The organism is Paenibacillus sp. SAFN-117 (assembly GCF_051966115.1).
GTDB lineage: Bacteria > Bacillota > Bacilli > Paenibacillales > NBRC-103111 > Paenibacillus_L > Paenibacillus_L residui.
The window spans coordinates 52,856-71,821 of record NZ_JBQCLK010000003.1 but is presented as its reverse complement, the minus strand read 5'-3'; the positions used below and the strand labels follow the sequence as shown (position 1 = coordinate 71,821).

Annotated in this window: 20 protein-coding genes; 14 read left to right on the top strand and 6 right to left on the bottom strand. The window is 50.9% G+C overall.

Annotated features, from left to right (window positions below):
• Positions 1–232: 232 nt before the first annotated feature.
• On the top strand, positions 233–580 hold the full coding sequence (locus ACTHRH_RS03310; protein WP_440414083.1) for a hypothetical protein: 348 nt from the start codon (positions 233–235) through the stop codon (positions 578–580).
• 150 nt (positions 581–730) lie between these two features.
• On the opposite strand, the gene ACTHRH_RS03305 is transcribed toward ACTHRH_RS03310, so the two are convergent.
• The 3 genes from ACTHRH_RS03305 to ACTHRH_RS03295 all read right to left on the bottom strand — a co-directional run bounded on the left by ACTHRH_RS03305 (position 731) and on the right by ACTHRH_RS03295 (position 3,772).
• Positions 731–1,552 carry an ABC transporter ATP-binding protein gene (locus tag ACTHRH_RS03305; RefSeq protein ID WP_440414081.1) on the bottom strand — a complete coding sequence of 274 codons (822 nt, stop codon included), beginning with the start codon at positions 1,550–1,552 and terminating at the stop codon, positions 731–733.
• Positions 1,553–1,727: 175 nt separating this feature from the next.
• Positions 1,728–2,765 (bottom strand): FecCD family ABC transporter permease, encoded by a 1,038-nt coding sequence (locus ACTHRH_RS03300; RefSeq protein WP_440414079.1) that lies wholly within the window; start codon positions 2,763–2,765, stop codon positions 1,728–1,730.
• Complete coding sequence (locus ACTHRH_RS03295; RefSeq protein WP_379286999.1) at positions 2,762–3,772, bottom strand: FecCD family ABC transporter permease; 1,011 nt, start codon at positions 3,770–3,772, stop codon at positions 2,762–2,764. The genes ACTHRH_RS03300 and ACTHRH_RS03295 overlap by 4 nt, the downstream gene beginning before the upstream one ends.
• Positions 3,773–4,250: 478 nt before the next feature.
• Between ACTHRH_RS03295 and ACTHRH_RS03290 the strand changes: the two genes are divergently transcribed.
• The 8 genes from ACTHRH_RS03290 (at position 4,251) to ACTHRH_RS03255 (ending at position 12,313) form a co-directional block, all read left to right on the top strand.
• Positions 4,251–5,237, top strand: a complete 987-nt coding sequence (locus tag ACTHRH_RS03290; RefSeq protein ID WP_440414076.1) for an ABC transporter substrate-binding protein — start codon at positions 4,251–4,253, stop codon at positions 5,235–5,237.
• 105 nt (positions 5,238–5,342) lie between these two features.
• Positions 5,343–5,771, top strand: coding sequence for a Fur family transcriptional regulator (locus ACTHRH_RS03285; RefSeq protein WP_440414074.1), 429 nt, complete (start codon positions 5,343–5,345; stop codon positions 5,769–5,771).
• Between the two features lie 80 nt (positions 5,772–5,851).
• Positions 5,852–6,148: a membrane protein insertion efficiency factor YidD gene (yidD, locus tag ACTHRH_RS03280; protein ID WP_440414205.1), complete on the top strand. Its 297-nt coding sequence runs from the start codon at positions 5,852–5,854 to the stop codon at positions 6,146–6,148.
• Positions 6,149–6,749: 601 nt separating this feature from the next.
• Positions 6,750–8,732, top strand: coding sequence for a methionine--tRNA ligase (metG, locus tag ACTHRH_RS03275; RefSeq protein WP_144935747.1), 1,983 nt, complete (start codon positions 6,750–6,752; stop codon positions 8,730–8,732).
• Positions 8,733–8,872: 140 nt separating this feature from the next.
• Complete coding sequence (locus ACTHRH_RS03270; RefSeq protein WP_440414072.1) at positions 8,873–9,868, top strand: metal ABC transporter substrate-binding protein; 996 nt, start codon at positions 8,873–8,875, stop codon at positions 9,866–9,868.
• Between the two features lie 80 nt (positions 9,869–9,948).
• Entirely contained in the window at positions 9,949–10,743 is a 795-nt protein-coding gene (locus ACTHRH_RS03265; protein ID WP_144935741.1) for a metal ABC transporter ATP-binding protein, read from the top strand.
• A 19-nt stretch (positions 10,744–10,762) separates the two neighbouring features.
• The gene (locus ACTHRH_RS03260; RefSeq protein ID WP_144935738.1) at positions 10,763–11,569 is read left to right on the top strand and encodes a metal ABC transporter permease; all 807 of its coding nucleotides are present in this window, start codon (positions 10,763–10,765) and stop codon (positions 11,567–11,569) included.
• Positions 11,570–11,596: 27 nt separating this feature from the next.
• Positions 11,597–12,313 carry a cytochrome c biogenesis CcdA family protein gene (locus tag ACTHRH_RS03255; protein WP_144935735.1) on the top strand — a complete coding sequence of 239 codons (717 nt, stop codon included), beginning with the start codon at positions 11,597–11,599 and terminating at the stop codon, positions 12,311–12,313.
• A gap of 35 nt (positions 12,314–12,348) precedes the next feature.
• Here the strand turns inward: ACTHRH_RS03255 and splB are convergent, their stop codons facing one another.
• Positions 12,349–13,407: a spore photoproduct lyase gene (splB, locus tag ACTHRH_RS03250; protein ID WP_144935732.1), complete on the bottom strand. Its 1,059-nt coding sequence runs from the start codon at positions 13,405–13,407 to the stop codon at positions 12,349–12,351.
• Between the two features lie 202 nt (positions 13,408–13,609).
• Between splB and mntR the strand changes: the two genes are divergently transcribed.
• Positions 13,610–14,032, top strand: coding sequence for a transcriptional regulator MntR (gene mntR, locus ACTHRH_RS03245; RefSeq protein WP_144935729.1), 423 nt, complete (start codon positions 13,610–13,612; stop codon positions 14,030–14,032).
• Between the two features lie 212 nt (positions 14,033–14,244).
• Complete coding sequence (locus tag ACTHRH_RS03240) at positions 14,245–15,225, top strand: patatin-like phospholipase family protein (protein ID WP_440414068.1); 981 nt, start codon at positions 14,245–14,247, stop codon at positions 15,223–15,225.
• Here the strand turns inward: ACTHRH_RS03240 and ACTHRH_RS03235 are convergent.
• Both ACTHRH_RS03235 and ACTHRH_RS03230 read right to left on the bottom strand, forming a co-directional pair.
• A complete protein-coding gene (locus ACTHRH_RS03235) occupies positions 15,219–15,533 on the bottom strand; it encodes a hypothetical protein (RefSeq protein WP_150960528.1) in 315 nt (104 codons plus the stop codon). The two genes, ACTHRH_RS03240 and ACTHRH_RS03235, sit on opposite strands and share 7 nt — an antisense overlap.
• 11 nt (positions 15,534–15,544) lie before the next feature.
• On the bottom strand, positions 15,545–16,435 hold the full coding sequence (locus tag ACTHRH_RS03230; RefSeq protein WP_225312809.1) for a DUF1385 domain-containing protein: 891 nt from the start codon (positions 16,433–16,435) through the stop codon (positions 15,545–15,547).
• 293 nt (positions 16,436–16,728) lie between these two features.
• On the opposite strand from ACTHRH_RS03230, the gene aroQ reads away from it, so the two are divergent.
• The 3 genes from aroQ to efp are packed head-to-tail and all read left to right on the top strand — an operon-like array spanning position 16,729 to position 18,858.
• Entirely contained in the window at positions 16,729–17,175 is a 447-nt protein-coding gene (gene aroQ, locus ACTHRH_RS03225) for a type II 3-dehydroquinate dehydratase (protein ID WP_440414065.1), read from the top strand.
• A gap of 5 nt (positions 17,176–17,180) precedes the next feature.
• Complete coding sequence (locus ACTHRH_RS03220) at positions 17,181–18,254, top strand: M24 family metallopeptidase (RefSeq protein ID WP_144935715.1); 1,074 nt, start codon at positions 17,181–17,183, stop codon at positions 18,252–18,254.
• 46 nt (positions 18,255–18,300) lie between these two features.
• Positions 18,301–18,858: an elongation factor P gene (gene efp, locus ACTHRH_RS03215; RefSeq protein ID WP_144935712.1), complete on the top strand. Its 558-nt coding sequence runs from the start codon at positions 18,301–18,303 to the stop codon at positions 18,856–18,858.
• Positions 18,859–18,966: the final 108 nt, after the last annotated feature.

Genomic DNA, 18,966 nt, shown 5'->3' with positions numbered 1-18,966 from the left:
GGTCAAAAGCATGTTTTTTAACCACATTAGAAAGTTAAAGTTCATTAAAGCATTAAAATGGAACCACTTTCTAATTGGCATAAAAAGCTACCTTTAAAACCGGGTTATTCATCTTCGAAGAGGCTCCGTTAGGAGCTTTTTTTATCATTTTTGTGGGGAATGTGCAGGTCTTCGTCAGGAATCCCGGTCGTCCGCCGGATTGCGTAAGAGACAATCAAAACGGCAGGTCTTTATGGGCGAGAGCCGCGCGATGTCATATTCTAAAGCGATTATGCAGGTCTTTTTGGGGAAAGGGCGCGTGGTGCCATATTCTAAAGCGATTATGCAGGTCTTTATGGGGAAAAGGCGCGCGATGCCATATTCTAAAGCGATTATGCAGGTCTTTTTGCGGAAAAGGCGCGTGGTGCCATATTCTAAAGCGATTATGCAGGTCTTTTTGCGGAAAAGGCGCCACATACCTTATTCTAAAGCGATTATACATGTCTTTGGAGCGATTTTTGCGAAATCGGCCCTTTTTGTGAAAAAGACCTGCACATTTGAGCGTCTTTCGCCTTCTTTTTGGAAAAAGGCAGGATTTTAATGCACTTTTGCTCGTCTTTGCGACGACCTTACCGACCCGGATGCGACATGTAGCTTTATGGGCAATAGGCTCGGCGGCTCGGCTGGTAAATGGCAATCCTTCCGTACCTAAGAAGCCCGCATCACCCGAAGTTGATTCCCATAAATGGAATCAGGCCGTCACATGGATCTTCGCTTCAGCGGAAGCGAACCGACCTTTGCCGACCGGTATGCAAAGCGGCGTTCCGAAAATCGGGTCCGTCATGATCTGACACTGGAGTCCGAATACGCTCTCCATCATTGCGGAATGAACGACTTCTTCCGGAAGGCCCTGAGCGAAGACTTTGCGGTCTTTAATGGCAACGATATGATGGGCATAACGGCAGGCCAGATTAATGTCATGCAGAACCATGACGATCGTTCTCTGCTCCTTCTGGTTCAGATCGTACAGCAAATCCAGCACCTCGATCTGGTGGGCAAGATCGAGATAAGTGGTCGGTTCATCCAGCAGGATTGTTGCGGTCCCTTGAGCCAGCGTCATGGCAATCCAAGCCCGCTGCCGCTGTCCGCCGGATAACGAATCGACCGTTCTATCGGCCAGTTCGGCCATCCCCGTCGCTTCCAATGCCTGCCATACCATTTGCTCATCCTCTCTGGACCATTGCCGGAGCCAGTTCTGGTGCGGATAGCGGCCTTGTTTGACAAGCTGCAGGACAGTCAAGCCCTCCGGCGCAACCGGACCCTGCGGGAGAATGGCCAGCTTCTTGGCGATTTCCCGGGTGGACAGCTTCGTCATTACCTTGCCTTCGAGCAGAATTCCGCCCGACTTCGGCTTTAGCAATCGGGCCAGAGAACGCAGCAGTGTAGATTTCCCGCAGCCGTTACTCCCGACAAACACCGTGATTCGCCCTTGCGGTATGGATAAATTCAGTTGATCTATAATGACCGCATCGCCGTAGCTCAACGTCAAATTATGAGTTTCAACAGCTTTCATAAAGACTGCCTCCTTAGCATAAAGTCAACCTCCGCGAGTTGGTTTTCGGCCATTCAATTCTCTGCGGTCCGCACTCGAAATATTTTGTTATCGATACGGCCTGCGAGTACATAGGCAAGCGTCCTTTACCTCTCCAAGCTTCCAGCCCTTCTCTTGCATCTCCAGCTTGTTTCATTTATTTATTACGCGACTTTAACAGCAAATAAATAAAGAACGGAGCGCCGATTAAGGACGTGAACAAACCAACCGGCAGATCAAGCGGCGAGAAAGCGGTTCTGGCGAACAGGTCCGCCGCCATCACAATCAGGCCTCCGGTTAAGGCGCTTACCGGGAGCAGGCCGCCGAAGGACGGGCCGACCAGTTTCCTGGCGATATGCGGCGCAATCAATCCGACGAAGCCGATGGCGCCCCCGAAGGCGACGGCTGAGCCGGCTAGCGCGACACAGATTAGCAGGAGAATAAACCGGTGCTTCTGAACCGGGTTGCCTGCACCCGTGGCCAGGTCATCACCTAGCTGCTGGATATTGACCGCGCGGGCGAATACGAATGCCAGTGGAATAAACAAGAGAATCCAGGGCAGCAGAGCGAGGACATGCTTCCAGTTAGAGCCGTAGACGCTTCCGGTGATCCATACTAGCGCTTTGGTAGTCACAAATTGGTTCCCGGTTGTTATAACGAGAGTCGTCAACGCTTGCATGGATGCTCCAAGCCCTACCCCAATCAGAACAAGACGAGTGGACGATACTCCTTGCTTCCAGGCCAGCAGGTAAATCACCAGAGTGAGCAGGGCCGCTCCGGCCAGAGCGGCGGCAGGAATCCAATGGATACTGACCGCGGGGTACAGAGTGAGCATCGCTACGGCCGACACGGTAGCACCCCCCGTGATTCCGATGATGTCGGGGGAGGCAAGAGGATTCCGGATGATTCCCTGCAGAATGGCCCCTGCGACGGCTAAGGAAGCTCCGACCAGCATGCCCACCAATACTCTAGGCAGCCTTAATTGGTGGATAACCACAGCATCCGCTTGCGAGCCCAGACCGAACAGAGACTTGAGTACGCCTGCGGGGCTGATGGATTTGGTTCCAAGGCCTGTGCTTAACAGGAAAATAAGGAAGGTTAATACAAGCAGGATGCCGGTAATGGCAGCCGATCTTTTATCAATAAGAAAGGAGATGTTCCATTTCTCCAGGCGGAAGGGGAATGATTTCTTCATTTCTTGAAGGTCCCCTTTCTTGCTGCATAAATAAAGAACGGTGTTCCGATCAGAGCCGTCATGACGCCGATCGGAATTTCCCGGGGCATCGCAATGAAACGGGAGGCAATATCGGCTGCAATCAGCAGCACTGCTCCGATTAAACCGCTGTAGACGACGACCCATCGGGTCTCCGGCCCGACCAAGGATCTGGCCAGATGCGGAGTCACCAGACTGACGAACAGGATAGGCCCGGCCACCGCCACGGAGCTGCCCGCCAATACGACGATCAGAAGTCCGGTGGCAAGCTTGACGAGAACGGTTCTCTGCCCCAAACCGGTCGCTACATCATCTCCAAGCAGCAGAGTATGTACCGGTCCGGCTATAAGATAAGCGCCGACCCAGGCCACCGCCATATAAGGGAAGACTTGAGCAAGCAGCTCCAGCTTGCGGCCCTCCACGGAGCCGGCCAGCCAGAACAGTACCTCCTGCATCGTTTTTTCATTCGCAATCAGGATAGTATGGGTGAAGGAAGAAGCCAGCGCCCCGATGGCCGCCCCGGCCAAAGTGATCTTCACGGGTGTCAGTCCATCCCGTCCGATGGAGCCGAGGGCATAGACGGCCACTCCGCTGAGAGCGGCGCCCAGGAAGGCGAACCAAACATATTCGCTCAATGAAGTGATGGACAGGAAGGTAACGGCAGCTACAACCAGCAGAGACGCTCCGCTGTTTAACCCCATAATGCCAACATCGGCAAGCGGATTGCGGGTTAATGCCTGAATTAGCGCACCGCAGATTCCGAGACTGAGCCCGACCGCGCCAGCGATCAAAGCGCGCGGAACGCGGACCTGCTGAATGATAAGATGCTCATTCGTCCCGTTAAATTGGGAATAAGCTTCAATGATGCTTCTCCAGTCCGTGTCGGCCACTCCGAAATTGATACTGGCTAACAGAGCGATAACAAGCAGGAGCAGGGCTGCCGGAATTCCGGCGATTTTGAGAATACGATTATGCAGAACGGGTGACATGCGGGTACCTTCCTTAATATAGGCAGTGTATAAATCTTCCATTAGATGAAAGTTTATTTAATAGGAAGTCCGGTGGACGGACGGATCTTTCGCGCAAGGTTCGGCAACCTATATGCGTTGCTTCTTCGCAGCTTGATCCAGCAATTGTATGTTCCTAGAAAAAAGAGTGATAGAGAGCTTTTTACCCCTTTATGCACAGTTTATAGGGAAGGGTATGTCCTGTCAATGAATTTGATATTCATTCTCAATTGGATGCGATTAATTCCGGAAGTCCTATAATGAACCGACTTTTCAACATCAATTGTTTTTCCACTTAATTTCCGTCTTTCGCCATAGATGTGAGAACAAGCAGGTATGAAATCACATATTTGTTGACACTACGGGTGCTTTTGGTGTAGCATATTGACGAAAATGATAATCATTATCAGTGATAATGGGGATCGGTCAGCAAGAAGCTTATTTTAAAGGGGAGAATGAAATGGCAGGCCAGTTCAATAGGAAAAAAAGGCGATTCGCTTCTGCGGCGATAGGTGTCCTGATGCTGATAACGGCAGCATGTGGCGGCGCAACGGATCAAGAAAAGTCCAACTCCGGCGAACAGGGGACGAACCCGGAGGGAGGAGCTTATGTAGTTCAGCATGCAATGGGAGAGACGCCCATTCCGGCAACACCCAAGAGGGTGGTCGTTCTGACGAATGAAGGAACGGAGGCCGTGCTGGCGATGGGTGTCAAGCCGGTCGGCGCCAACAACTCGCACGGGGGAGACCCATTCTTTCCCCATCTGATGGATAAGCTGGAAGGGGTCACTCCCGTAGGCAAAGAGGACCAGCCGAACCTAGAGGCGATTGCAGCGCTCCAGCCCGACCTGATTATCGGGAACAAGATGCGGCACGAGAAGGTGTACGAGCAATTATCCGCGCTTACCCCTACGGTTTTTGCGGAGACGCTGAGAGGGGAATGGAGAAATAATTTCGAGCTGTATGCGAAGGCCTTGAACAAACAAGACATCGGCGAGAAGGTGTTGGCCGATTTCGACAAGCGAATTGAAGATTTCCGATCCAAGGCGGGCGACAAGCTGAACACCGAGGTATCCATGGTCCGGTTTATGCCCGGCAAGGTCCGGATTTATTACAATGATACTTTCTCCGGCGTTATGTTCAAGAAGCTGGGCTTGAAGCGGCCCGCGGCTCAAGACAAGGAAGAATTCGCTGCGGAGGTATCCAAGGAACGGATTCCGGAGATGGACGGGGACATTCTGTTCTATTTTACTTACGAAACGGGTGACGGCACGGCCAGTGCTTTGGAGAAAGAATGGCTGAACGATCCCTTATGGAATAATCTCGAGGTAGTTAAGAACAACAAGGCATTCAAGGTGGATGACGTGACCTGGAATACCGCCGGGGGAATTTTGTCCGCGAACATCATGCTGGACGATTTGTACGGTTATTTCGATATAGCAAAATAATAGCCTTTCTTGGACCTCGTTTGTTCCGGCGGGGTCCTTTTGTTTGACGGGCATTCTATTTTGATGCATTATTGGAATATTAGGAAGGTGATCGGGGGGAAATCCATGAATGCAGAGGAAATTGTCCAGATGATGTCCAGACAGGGAATGCGAATTACGGATCAGCGTAAAACCCTTGCGGCGCTGTTTGCCAGGGCGAAGGGCTATATGACGCCTAAGGACGTCTATGAGCAGATGCTGCATACCTATTCCGGACTGAGCTTCGATACAGTCTACCGGAATTTGCGGATCATGCACGAGATGGGGGTATTGGAGCAGTTTGTATTCGAGGACGGCATCAAGTTCCGGCTCCATTGTCAGGAGAATGACCATCATCATCATGTGATCTGCTTGTCCTGCGAGCAAACCTATCCGGTTGTATTTTGTCCAATGGAGCAGATCCCGGGGCTGCCGGAAGGCTTCCGTCCCGTCAAGCATAAATTTGAAGTATTCGGATACTGTAAAAAATGCAGAGAAGAGGAAGCGGCGCAATGAGCGGCAACGATCGGAACATTTCAAGAGATGAAGGGACGGCTGCCACCGGCGGCGGAATCGGGCAAAGAGGGAAGAGCCCGGTGCTTCAGGCGGTTTTCAAGGCGCCCATCCTTTTCTACAGGAAGTTTATCTCCCCGTTGAAACCGCCGACCTGCAGATTTTACCCGACCTGTTCTCAGTATGCTTTGGAGAGCATTGAAGTGCATGGAGTTTGGAAAGGTTCTGTATTGGCCGTCAAGCGAATATGCAGGTGCCATCCGTTTCATCCCGGAGGGTTCGATCCGGTCCCGCCCGCCAAGGGTGGGGAGGCGCAGCAACGAGTGGCGGATGAAGGAGACGCGGTAATGTCCGCCAAGGGTGGCCGGCCGCAACAGTAGTCTATAGAGGGGCGACGCCTAACAACGCTCGCTGGGAGTCGTGCGTGGTGCGGAACCGGCTTGACATTGCCGATGTGGATTAGGTATATTTTGTTATAAATTATAATGCAGATTTTCAATGAAGGGATGAGTACGCGGCATAGCCCTTTCCCAGAGAGCCGGGGCAGCTGGAAACCGGTATTGGAGCGGCGGCGGAAGATGGTCCCGGAGAAATCGTCTTTGAGTAGGGGGCAAGCTATCAGCTTGTTGGTGCGATGCCCGGTCTATGAGGGGATGACGTATATCCGGCGTTAACGGACCGGCCTATACTACGGCTTCCGAGCCCTGACCTTCGCAAGAATCAGGGGAACCTGGGTGGTACCGCGTGAGTTAATAGCTCTCGTCCCATGATGGACGGGAGCTTTTTTAAATATAAGAAAGTATAAGTTTTCATCTATACCTGTTCTCATATTTCATCGGTAAACGCGCCCGTCCTAAGGACGGCGATAGCCGTTTATCCTTGGGTTGTAAGTCCGGGGATTCCCCGAGAAATCCCGGAATAAGCTTCGAAGGCATATCGGTTGTTTTCGATTGTATGAAAATAAAAGAAGGAGGCTGCATCATGGCAGAGCCGAACAAAACCTTTTACATTACAACACCGATTTATTACCCTAGCGACAAGCTCCATATTGGTCACGCCTATACGACCGTGGCCGGAGACGCCATGGCCCGTTACAAGAGGCAGCGCGGGTATGATGTCATGTATTTGACAGGCACCGACGAGCATGGGCAGAAAATTGAAACGAAAGCGAAGGAGAAGGGGGTCGCCCCGCAGCAGTTCGTCGACGACATTGTCGCGGGCATTAAGGAGCTTTGGGCCAAGCTGGATATTTCCTATGATGATTTCATTCGCACGACGGAAGAAAGACACAAGGAACCGGTAGCCCGCATTTTTCAGCAGCTGCTCGATCAGGGAGATATTTATTTGGGCACGTATGAAGGCTGGTATTGTACCCCGTGCGAATCTTTCATTCTGGAACGGGAGCTGGTGGACGGTCACTGTCCGGATTGCGGCCGCCCGGTAGAGAAAGTGAAGGAGCAAAACTATTTCTTCCGGATGAGCAAGTATGCGGACCGTCTTCTGAAGTATTATGAAGAGAATCCGGATTTCATCCAGCCGGAATCCCGACGCAATGAGATGATCAACAATTTCATCAAGCCGGGTCTCGAAGATTTGGCGGTTTCGCGCAGCACATTCGACTGGGGCATCCGGATCCCGAACGATCCGAAGCACGTCATCTATGTTTGGATCGACGCCTTGTCGAATTACATCACTGCTCTTGGCTACAAGTCCGAAGACGAATCCAAATACGAACGGTACTGGCCGGCGGATGTGCATCTGGTCGGCAAGGAAATCGTCCGCTTCCATACGATCTACTGGCCGATTATGCTGATGGCTCTAGGTCTTCCGCTGCCCAAGAAGGTATTCGCTCACGGCTGGCTGCTGATGAAGGACGGCAAAATGTCCAAGTCCAAAGGCAATGTCGTCGACCCGGTAACCCTGATCGACCGCTATGGCTTGGATGCCTTGCGCTATTATTTGCTGCGTGAGGTGCCTTTCGGCTCCGACGGCACCTTCACTCCGGAAAATTTCGTAGAAAGAATCAATTTCGATCTGGCTAACGATTTGGGTAATCTGCTGAATCGGACTGTGGCCATGATCGACAAATATTTCGACGGAGAAATTCCCGCCCTCGTTCCCGATGCGACCCCGTATGATGCGGATCTGCAGAGGACGGCCCGCACGGCTGTAGAGAAAACGGAGGAAGCGATGGAGAAGATGGAGTTTTCCGTCGCGCTGACCGCGATTTGGCAGTTGATCAGCCGCACGAACAAATATATTGACGAAACCCAGCCTTGGGTGCTGCATAAGGATGAGAGCCGTCACGTTGAGCTTGGATCCGTCATGTATCATCTGGCCGAATCTCTGCGAATCGTATCGGTATTGCTGCAGCCTTTCATGACGCAGACCCCGGCCAAGATATGGAGGCAGCTGGGAATCGAAGCCGGAGACCTGACGGCCTGGTCCAGTCTGGAACGATTCGGTGAGCTGCCGGCCGGCATTCGCGTCCGCAAGGAAGAGGCCATCTTCCCACGCCTAGAAGTGGACAAGGAAGTGGAATTTATCGTTGCCGCCATGACCGGAGGCAAGGGGGCCGAATCCGCCGCCCAGACTGCGCAGAAGGAAGCTTCATCCGCAGATGAGGAGATCGTGCGCGCTGAGGAAATTTCGATCGACGACTTTGCCAAAGTGGAGCTGCGGGTCGCAGAGGTTCTGGCGGCCGAGCCGGTCAAGAAGGCGGATAAGCTGCTCAAGCTGCAGCTTGATCTCGGCTTCGAGCAGCGCCAGGTTGTGTCGGGAATCGCCCAGTATTACAAGCCGGAGGAGCTGGTTGGGCGGAAAGTCATCTGCGTAACCAATCTCAAGCCGGTGAAGCTGCGCGGAGAACTGTCCCAGGGCATGATTCTGGCCGCCTCCAAGGGGGACCAGTTAACCCTGGCTACCGTACCCGATCATATGCCGAATGGCGCCATCGTTAAGTGACAATAAAGCCCGCTTCCAAGTTGGAGGCGGGCTTTGCGCCTTATTGTCCGGTTGACAAATCGATAAAACTGCCCGTATAATCGTACTGTAAATAAGGATGATTACGATTTACAGTCATTTATCGAGGGAGACTACAGCTAATGAGAAATCGGATTTATTGCGGCGCTTTTGCGCTTCTTATTGTTTTTGCCGCTCTGTTAGGGGGCTGCGGCGGCGGCTCTGATCTGGCCGAAGACAAGACGAATGTCGTCACCAGCTTCTACCCGCTCTATGATTTTGCTTCCAAAATCGGTGGAGACCGCGCACATGTCATCAATCTGGTTCCGGCCGGAGTGGAGCCGCACGATTGGTCACCCAAGAGCAAGGATATCCGTCTGATTAACCAGGCCGATGTGTTTGTCTATCAAGGTGCCAATTTCGAAGGCTGGGTGGAGGATTTCCTCGGCAGTATGAAGCCGGATACCGGCGTTAAGATTGTGGAGGCGAGCCAAGGGCTCGAATTGCTTCCCGGAGATCACGATCATGAGGAAGATTCCCACCATGACGAGCATGCTGCGGACGAGGGGAAGAATAATGGAGAAGAGGATCACGAAGGCGGTCATCACGAGCACGGCGAGATGGATCCCCATGTATGGCTGAGCCCGAACAATGCCAAAGCGATGGCCGAGAAGATCAAGAACGCCCTGGTGGAGGCGGACGCCGGCAATAAGGACTATTATGAAGCCAATTATAGCAAGCTGGCTGAAGATTTGGATCGTCTTCATCAGAAGTACAAGGAAACATTGAGCGCACTGCCGAAGAAGGAAATCGTCGTTTCGCACCAGGCTTTCGGTTATTTGGCTCATGACTACGGACTGACACAGAAGGCGATTATGGGACTGGCGCCGGATGCGGAGCCGACAGCCCAGGATATGAAAGAGATCAGCCAATTTGTACGGGAAAATAACGTCAAATATATTTTCTTCGAAGAGCTGGTTTCCGACGCTTTAGCTAATACGCTGGCTAAAGATTTACAGATAGAGACGCTCGTGCTGAATCCTCTGGAAGGCTTGACGGACGAACAGCTTGCTGCAGGGGAGGACTATTTTTCCGTTATGGAGAATAATTTAGATCATTTGGTGAAAGCTTTGCAATAATGCGTTAACGGAAGAGGCGGTACAGACCTGAAGCTGCTGTAGACGTCTTTTTCGTTTTCTTCCGAAGGAGAGTTAAGGATATGGATACCCCTAGAGATGTCAGCGGGTTTGACGGAAAGTGCCACGATCCGGTAGTCAAGCTGGACCGTATTTTCTTCTCCTATGACCGCAAAGACGTGATCAGCGACTTGTCCCTGCAAATTCTGCAGAGGGATTTCGTAGGAGTTGTCGGTTCCAATGGAGCCGGGAAGACAACGCTGTTAAAAATGATCGTAGGCCTGATTAAGCCCGTCCGCGGGGAAGTAAGGCTCTTCAACGAGCCGGTCGCCAGCTTTAAGGACTGGGAAAGAATAGGCTATGTTCCGCAAAAAAATAATTTCAATCCGCTGTTTCCCGCCACCGTGAAGGAAGTTGTGATGTCCGGATTGTATGGGCGGAAGAAGCTGTTCCGAAGAATAACCAGGGACGATATCCGCAAAGTGGATGAAGCGCTTGAGGCAATGGGAATCAGCAATTTGCAGGAGCGCAAGATCGGGCAGCTGTCAGGGGGACAGCAGCAGAGAGTGTTCCTGGCCCGCGCGCTTGTCAACAATCCCGACCTGCTGATTCTGGACGAGCCGACCGTCGGCATTGATGCGGAAACGCAGGAAAGCTTCTTTCATATGATCCGTCATATGCATCAGCATCATCATATAACGTTCATCATGGTGACGCATGACTTGGATATGCTGGAATCCTATCTCGGCCATGAGCCGGTTCACAGCTCCGGTAAAATCCAGTTTTATATCAAACATACGCATAGTCCGGAAAATTGCGATGAGACCGGTCTGGCCCATACATTGACCGACTTGCGCGAACCGGTGCAACTCCGATAAGGGAAAGAGGAAAAAACGAGTGGATATTTTTTTGGAGCCTTTTTTTCAAAGAGCATTGATAGGCGGAATTCTGATCGGAATTACAGCCCCGTTAATGGGGGTGTTTCTTGTTCTGAGAAGATTGTCGATGATTGGGGATACGCTGGCGCACGTCACGATCGCCGGGGTTGCTCTCGGATTTTTGATTAATCTTTATCCGGTTGCAGTGGGACTTGTCTTTGCGCTGCTTGCTTCCTTTGCCATCGAATGGCTGCGCAAAGCCTACAAAACCTATGCCGAACTATCGATTGCCATTATTATGTCCGGCGGTATCGCTCTGGCGACCTTCTTATTCACAATGGGCAAAGGCTTTAATGTAAAGGTGACGAGCTATCTGTTCGGAAGCATTTATACTTTGGACCAAATGGACTTATGGCTCGTTTGCATTGTAACCGTTCTTGTCGTTGCCGTTGTGCTCGTTAATTTCAAGGAATGGTTCCTTATGTTCTTCGATGAGGAAGCGGCCGCGGTCAGCGGCTTGCCGATCCGTTACTATAATATTCTGATTACCATGCTTACGGCTCTCGTTATCAGCGTGGCCATTAAAATCGTCGGGGCTCTCCTTGTTTCCTCCCTGCTGACCATCCCGGTAGCGGCCAGTCTGGCGGTGGCGAGGAGCTTTAAACATTCTGTTTTTATGGCTGTATTATTTTCCGAAACGGCCGTCATTGCCGGCTTGGTTGCGGCAGGCATCTGGAACTTGGCGCCGGGCTCCTCGGTTGTGCTATTATTGATCATGATACTGCTTGTAACCCTGCTCTTCCGGGCGGGTTCCAGAGCGAAATAGGAGCAATCAGAGGGAAGGAAAACTTCTATGGAAATCAACGTTGGAATTGCCTTGTTGGCCGGGATAGCGTCTTTTATTTCTCCTTGCTGCTTGCCGTTATATCCGTCATATTTGTCCTACATTACCGGGATTTCGGTGAGCGAGCTTAAGAGCAGCGGCAATAAAAGCCGCGTAAGGCTGCAGACATTCGTGCATTCCTTGTTTTTTGTCGTTGGCTTTTCGGTTGTATTTTATGTGTTGGGATGGGGAGCCGGAACGCTGTCCGGCTTGTTCAGCCAATATCAGGATTTGATCCGCAAGCTGGCGGCCGTTCTTATTCTGGCTATGGGATTATTTATGATCGGTATATTTCAGCCGCAATGGCTGATGAAAGAACGCAAGCTGCAGTTCAAATGGAAGCCGGCCGGTTATTTGGGCTCTTTTCTTATTGGAATAGGCTTCGCTGCAGGCTGGTCTCCCTGTGTCGGCCCGATTCTTTCGGCCATTCTTGCTTTGGCGGCTTCTGAGCCGAGCACATGGTTTGCTTTGATTACCGCTTACTCATTGGGATTCGCGCTCCCGTTTCTCATTCTCGCCTTCTTTATCGGGTCTACCCGCTGGATTCTCCGTTATTCGGCGCCCTTGATGAAGGTGGGGGGAGCTTTAATGATCGTGATGGCGGTGCTGTTATACACCGATCAACTGACTCGAATAACGATCTGGTTTAACGAATGGACGCCGGACTGGCTGCTGAAGCTGATGTAACGTAGCCTGACGGTGGTGGGTGTGCTGCAGAACTATCAAGTGAAATAATCGATAGTCGCTTCCGGGAATTTGTCGAAGATTTGTTCGGTAATATGCTCCCTGAGTGCTTGGGCCTGTTCGTCGGGATATACGTACTTGCCCTGTCCCCAGCGCCCCCACTTATACTTTCGTTTCGCTTCGTCCATTTCCAGCTTTGTCTTCGGATAGCGCTTGAGAATGACGTTTTTCGCCGTTTTGGTGAACCGGTGCTGAATCAGCTCGAAGGTCAGGTCCTTGACGGCTTCGCGGGGTAAAGCTTCCTTAAGCTTCTCCAACAGATGCGCATACCCTTCTTCCCAGCCCTCATGCCAAATAATCGGGGCAATGATGAAGCCGAGCGGGTATCCTGCTTTGGCAATCTTACCGGCGGCTTCGATTCGTTCCGCGAAGGTGGAGGTTCCGGGCTCGAATTGTTTGATAACATAGTCCGCATTGACACTGAAACGGATGCGGGTATGGCCGTTATGCCTAAGATTAAGCAGCGGCTCGACATGGTGGAATTTACTGACGAAACGCAGCCGGCCGTAAGGTTCGTCCGCCATGAATTCAATCAACTCGGACAGGGAGCCGCTGATATGCTCCAGCCCTAGCGGATCGGATGTGCAGGCGGCTTCGAAGCGGGTGATTTCCGGGGCGCGTTCATCGATATATTTTTTAGCAGCCTGCAGGATTTCATCCGTATTGACATAAACGCGGATATAAGGCTTCGCCCCGAGCGTCGTCTGCAAGTAACAGTAATGGCAATGAGCCATACAGCCGGTCGCAATCGGAATCGCATATTCCGCGGAAGGCTTGGATTGGTCGAAGGTAAGTGTTTTGCGTACTCCAACGACCAGTGTATTTTTGGCCATACGATACTTGGCGAATTCGTTATCCCCCGGCAGATTGGTGATTCGGTTATGCGAAGTCGTCATCCGGATAGGAAGCCCTTCCTTCTTGGCCCATTCCATAATCCGGACTCCTTTGGGATAATTCAAAGCGTTCGGTTCGAAATAGACCAATTCCGGAATGAAAACTTTAGTGCTTCGCGGCGGGCGTGCCGTTTGAACAGACATAGGCGGGTTCGAGGCTCCTTTCTAAATGGTATGGATGGTTCTATCCGTTAGAATTCGTAAGAGATCCCTGTTTCACACATGGGAATAAACAACTGATGGTTGTTTTTATGGTAAACTTGCTTTACTTAGTCCAAATGGTATATCATACATACAGTACTATTGAGCGGTTTAGTTGTGGTTAAACTGGCAAGGAGGGGTTCGGATGGCCACACCGAGTATGGAAGATTATTTGGAACGCATTTATAAATTAATCGATGAGAAGGGCTATGCCCGTGTATCCGATATTGCAGAAGGTCTGGCTGTTCATCCTTCCTCTGTAACTAAAATGATCCAAAAACTCGATAAAGACAGCTACCTAGTCTACGAGAAATATCGTGGACTTATTTTAACACCCAAGGGCAAGAAGATGGGTAAAAGATTGGTAGAACGGCATCACCTGCTGGAGCAATTTCTTGAGGTCATTGGTGTACAGGAAGAAAATATCTACGCGGATGTAGAAGGAATCGAGCATCATTTAAGCTGGGATTCTATTACATGCATTGAAGTGCTGGTAGAGTATTTCAACCGGCATCCCGAAGCATCGGAGCAGCTTAAACAGCTTCGGGCCGAGATGGAAGCCGAATAGAATAACAAGAAGAAGAGGACCTGCGGGTCCTTTTTTTGTTTACTTGGAGCGAAAGACAAAGCGGTTCTCGGAATTTGTCTGTCCGTACCCCGGCGCCAACCGCTTTCCGTCATGAACGAGTCCCTGGCAGCGGTTCTAGGGACATCTCCCGTCGTCATACATATACAACGACTCGTATTCATACGGATTCGGCAGACGGGGGAGGCGGAGCGATGAAGGTCAATGCCGTTTTTGAAGGCGGTGGAGTGAAGGCTATAGGATTGGCAGGGGCGGTCAGCGAGGCGGAGAGAAGAGGGGTTACCTTCCACCAGTTGGCGGGAACGTCGTCAGGGTCCATAGTGGCTGCCTTATTGGCAGCGGGCTATAAAGGGGAAGAAATGAAGCAAATCATTCTGAGCACTCCCTTTATATCCTTTCTGAAAAAAAGCTGGCTCCACCAAATAAGGTGGATTGGTCCGGCCATCCGGCTGTTCGTTAAAAAAGGGCTATATTCCGGCGAGGAGCTGGAATACTGGATTTACAAGCTGCTGCAGGCCAAAGGAATCCGGACGTTCGCGGATCTGCCTTATAACCGGCTGAAAATCATTGCCTCCGACATTTCCCTCGGGAGATTGCTCGTCCTTCCCGACGATATTTCCCGTTACGGAATCGATCCTCACAAATTTACTGTGGCCAAAGCGATTCGCATGAGCACCAGCATTCCTTATTTTTTCGATCCGGTCATTATCCGCAAGAGATATCCCCGCAAGAAGAAGGAAAAATTTACAGATCAATTTGTTTACATAGTGGACGGAGGATTGTTGAGTAATTTCCCCCTATGGTTATTCGATGCCCATGAAGCGGAACCGGGGGAGAAGATTTTGCCGACATTGGGATTTCAGCTCGTAGGCCGGGGAAGCAACGAGCCTAACCGGATTGTCGGCCCTCTTAGCATGCTGCAAGCTCTGTTCTCGACCATGATGGATGCACATGATGAAAGATTCATCGAAGAACACAAGTCTTTTCGCACCATTAAAATTCCGACCTTGGGCATTCATACGACCGAATTTGATCTGTCCAAAGAGAAGAGCATTGAGCTGTATGAATCCGGCAGGAAGGCCGCGGCCAAATTTTTCGATAAATGGTCGTACGAGGATTACCTTGCCAAATGCAAAAAGACGGACGTAGCCGCAATGGCAGTCGTCCGTCAGTGATACCGGGGCGGCTCGTCTTCATCCCCGGAATTATTCTTGTTTCCTTCAATGACCCGGAAGCGAGCCCGTTTTCTCTGTGCGGGTCCGCTCCTCCCCGTCCGCTGCTTGGGCTTGGGCCGGGAATAAGACGAGGAGGACGTGAACAGGCGGCGAAGGCGGGCCGGAGGGAATTTATACAGCAGAAAAATCGCTCCGAAGATAATGACCGGGAGCAGGAAGGACCCCGGCGATTTGACTAAATTATATAATATACCAATGGCGATCAGTGTTAGTACGATATAAACCGCAGTCGGATATCGTCTTCTCATGGACGGCCTCCTTAGGGAACTAGGGATTTTTTGCCGAAATCGGAATCCAGTTCTCTCATGCGGTTGAACGAAGCGATCGACACCTCCACCTGGTCGTCTGTAGGCTGTTTGGTTGTCAGCATCTGAAGCCAAAGCCCCGGATAGCCCAAGTATTTAAGCACAGGGGTATCCCGCAGCAGGTTGGTGAAGCGCAGAGCTTCATAAGATACGCCGATTACGACCGGCAGAAGAACGATCCGCTGCCAGATTCTATCCCATAAGTTATCGTATGGCACGAAGGAATAAATGATGACCCCGATCAGAACTGTCAGTACCATAAAGCTGCTTCCGCAGCGGTAATGCAGGGTGCTGAACTTCTGCACATTCTGGACGGTCAGCGGGACCCCCGCTTCATAAGCGCTGATCACTTTATGCTCGGCCCCGTGATATTGGAACAGTCTCTTAATCAGCGGTGTTAAAGAAATAATATAAATATAGCCGACGAGGAAAATGATTTTGATCAGGCCTTCAATCAGATTGTGCAAAATTTGGTTCTCGAATCGATCTTTAAAAATGATGTGTTCCACAAAGGCAGGGACAACGGTGAAAATAAGCTTGCCGAAAATAAAGGAAAGCACTCCGACCACGGCTACCCCGAGTACCAGCGTCAGCTTGCCCATCATTGACGATTCTTCCTGCTTGACTTCCTCGCCTTCCTCCTCGGCAAATACCTCTGCGGAAAAATTAAGATGGCGGGAGCCGTTAGCGGTAGATTCCACAATAGCGACAAGTCCCCTCAGGAAGGGAATTTTCTTGAGTATGCGAACCCATTCCTTACCGCTTTTACGAGGAACCTCCAGAAACGAGATTTCCTTGTCCTTGCGGCGCACGGCCGTAACATGGACGGACTTACCGGCAAACATAACCCCTTCGATTACCGCCTGTCCGCCATAGATGTTGTTCTGAGACAATAAGTTCACCTTCTCAACATTAATCTTTTTCTTTATTTTAACGAAAACGGGTACGGAATGCCAATGATTTACGCAATCATATAATGGATATACTATCGGAAGCATGCCAACCATCGACCTTATAAGTCTTTCCAAGTTTTTTCAACAACTCATAGACCCCCGCGAAAATCAAAAAGTATTCTCAAACCGGGGAAACTTATGGTAAAATGGCTACGTTATCAAGCCAAACTATCCAGGTGATCTGATTGAAAAAAATTTTGGTGCTGCACGGTCCGAATTTAAACATGCTCGGAATTCGTGAACCCGGCGTCTACGGCACAACTTCATTGCCGGACATAGAGCGTAACCTGCAGCAGCTGGCCGGAAGGCTGTCTGTGGAATTGGAATGCTTCCAATCCAACCACGAAGGAGAGCTCATCGACCGCATCCATCAAGCGTACGGGGTTATGGACGGGATTCTCATCAACCCCGGTGCCTTCACTCATTACAGCTATGCGATCCGCGATGCGATCTCCTCGGTGAAGCTGCCGGTCGTAGAAGTGCATCTGTCGAATATCCATCAGCGCGAAGCTTTCCGTCATGTATCTGTTACTGCTCCGGTGTCTGTGGGCCAAATAACCGGATTCGGGGAATACAGCTATGAGCTTGGCCTGATGGCTTTGCACCGGCATCTTACAAAGGAAGTCAGGTGATTGCGATGAAAACGTCCAGATTGACCCGGTTAAGAGAAGCGATGGAAAAAGCCGAGCTGGAAGCACTTTTTGTAACCAATGGCTATAACCGAAAATATCTTACCGGATTTACAGGAAGCTCCGGATACGTTCTTGTGACGCAGGACCGGGCTGTTCTGCTGACCGATTTTCGCTATACCGCTCAAGCGGCCGAGCAGGCCAATGACTTCGAAGTCATAGAACATCAGCGCAAGATTATGCTCTCGGTCAAGGAGATTCTGCACAAGCATGGAATCCGCAGACTCGGCTTCGAGCAGAATGACGTCACCTACGGCACGTATTTGAGTTACTCCGCCGATTTGGGTGATGTAGAGCTGGTGCCGACAGAATCGCTCGTACAGAAGCTTCGAATGATCAAGGATCAGGATGAGCTGCGAATTATGAAGGAGGCCGCCGCTTTGGCCGATGACACTTTCTCCTTCATTCAGACGAAGCTTAAGCCGGGTGTTTCCGAGAAGCAAATTGCGCTGGAGATGGAATTTTATATGCGCAGCCGGGGGGCCGCATCTTCTTCCTTCGAAACGATTGTCGCCTCCGGGGAAAGATCCGCGCTTCCTCATGGAGTCGCCAGTGATCGTTTGCTGGGAACGAATGAATATGTTAAGCTCGATTTCGGAGCCTATTACAAAGACTACTGTTCGGATTTGACCCGCACGGTCTGCCTCGGACAGCCGACAGACAAGCATAAGGAAATTTACCAGATCGTGCTGGAGGCTCAGATGCATACGCTGGCTAATCTTAAGCCGGGAATGACAGGCAAAGAAGCCGATGCGTTAGCCAGGGATATCATCAAGCGGGCAGGGTACGGCGATAACTTCGGGCACAGCACCGGCCACGGCCTTGGCATGGAGGTTCACGAAGCCCCGGGCTTGTCCTATTTGTCCGAAACCGTGTTGGAGCCTGGAATGACCGTTACGGTCGAGCCGGGCATCTATATTCCGGGCTTCGGAGGCGTCCGCATTGAGGACGATATCGTCATAACGGATACCGGAATAGAACGGTTGACATATTCGGACAAAAATTTGATCGTCATTGATTAATTTCACTCGTGAGCCCTGGGTTCACTTTCTTCAAGGAGGATAAACCATGATTTCTGTTAACGACTTTAAAACCGGATTGACAATTGAGCATGATGGAGACCTGTTCTCGGTTATCGATTTCCAGCATGTGAAACCAGGTAAAGGAGCGGCATTCGTCCGTTCCAAATTGAAGAATATGCGCAATGGCAACATTGTGGAGAAGACATTCCGCGCCGGAGAAACTGTCGGACGGGCCCATGTGGAAAATCGTGAAACCCAATACTTATACTCTGCCGGAACGGAGCATACGTTCATGGATACGGAAACGTATGACCAGTTCAGCCTTCCTTCCTCTCGTCTGGAATGGGAGCTAAAGTTCCTCAAGGAGAATATGAGCGTTAACATTATTAGCTATCAGGGAGAAATTCTGGGCATCAGCCTTCCTAACAGCGTGGAGCTCAAGGTCGTTGAGACGGAGCCGGGGGTTAAAGGAAATACGGCAACCGGCGCTACCAAGAATGCAGTACTCGAGACCGGCTTGAACGTACAGGTTCCTCTGTTTATTAATGAAGGGGACGTGCTTCTGATCGACACCCGGGATGGCAAGTATATCTCCCGTGCCTAATCTAAGCTTCTGTGGCAAGCAGGTTTAACTAAAGCCTTCTGTCCGGAAAGGGAATTTTAATTCTTTTTCTGGATTGAAGGCTTTTTATACGTATTAATAAACCGGCTG

Bases quoted from the DNA above. Each gene is read 5' to 3' on its own strand.
- ACTHRH_RS03310 (WP_440414083.1), top strand. From the start codon at position 233: ATGGGCGAGAGCCGCGCGATGTCATATTCTAAAGCGATTATGCAGGTC.
- ACTHRH_RS03295 (WP_379286999.1), bottom strand. From the start codon at position 3,772: ATGTCACCCGTTCTGCATAATCGTATTCTCAAAATCGCCGGAATTCCG.
- ACTHRH_RS03300 (WP_440414079.1), bottom strand. From the start codon at position 2,765: ATGAAGAAATCATTCCCCTTCCGCCTGGAGAAATGGAACATCTCCTTT.
- metG (WP_144935747.1), top strand. From the start codon at position 6,750: ATGGCAGAGCCGAACAAAACCTTTTACATTACAACACCGATTTATTAC.
- ACTHRH_RS03265 (WP_144935741.1), top strand. From the start codon at position 9,949: ATGGATACCCCTAGAGATGTCAGCGGGTTTGACGGAAAGTGCCACGAT.
- ACTHRH_RS03285 (WP_440414074.1), top strand. From the start codon at position 5,343: ATGAATGCAGAGGAAATTGTCCAGATGATGTCCAGACAGGGAATGCGA.
- ACTHRH_RS03290 (WP_440414076.1), top strand. From the start codon at position 4,251: ATGGCAGGCCAGTTCAATAGGAAAAAAAGGCGATTCGCTTCTGCGGCG.
- ACTHRH_RS03255 (WP_144935735.1), top strand. From the start codon at position 11,597: ATGGAAATCAACGTTGGAATTGCCTTGTTGGCCGGGATAGCGTCTTTT.
- efp (WP_144935712.1), top strand. From the start codon at position 18,301: ATGATTTCTGTTAACGACTTTAAAACCGGATTGACAATTGAGCATGAT.
- splB (WP_144935732.1), bottom strand. From the start codon at position 13,407: ATGTCTGTTCAAACGGCACGCCCGCCGCGAAGCACTAAAGTTTTCATT.
- ACTHRH_RS03305 (WP_440414081.1), bottom strand. From the start codon at position 1,552: ATGAAAGCTGTTGAAACTCATAATTTGACGTTGAGCTACGGCGATGCG.
- ACTHRH_RS03235 (WP_150960528.1), bottom strand. From the start codon at position 15,533: ATGAGAAGACGATATCCGACTGCGGTTTATATCGTACTAACACTGATC.
- ACTHRH_RS03230 (WP_225312809.1), bottom strand. From the start codon at position 16,435: ATGTTTGCCGGTAAGTCCGTCCATGTTACGGCCGTGCGCCGCAAGGAC.
- ACTHRH_RS03270 (WP_440414072.1), top strand. From the start codon at position 8,873: ATGAGAAATCGGATTTATTGCGGCGCTTTTGCGCTTCTTATTGTTTTT.
- mntR (WP_144935729.1), top strand. From the start codon at position 13,610: ATGGCCACACCGAGTATGGAAGATTATTTGGAACGCATTTATAAATTA.
- ACTHRH_RS03220 (WP_144935715.1), top strand. From the start codon at position 17,181: ATGAAAACGTCCAGATTGACCCGGTTAAGAGAAGCGATGGAAAAAGCC.
- ACTHRH_RS03240 (WP_440414068.1), top strand. From the start codon at position 14,245: ATGAAGGTCAATGCCGTTTTTGAAGGCGGTGGAGTGAAGGCTATAGGA.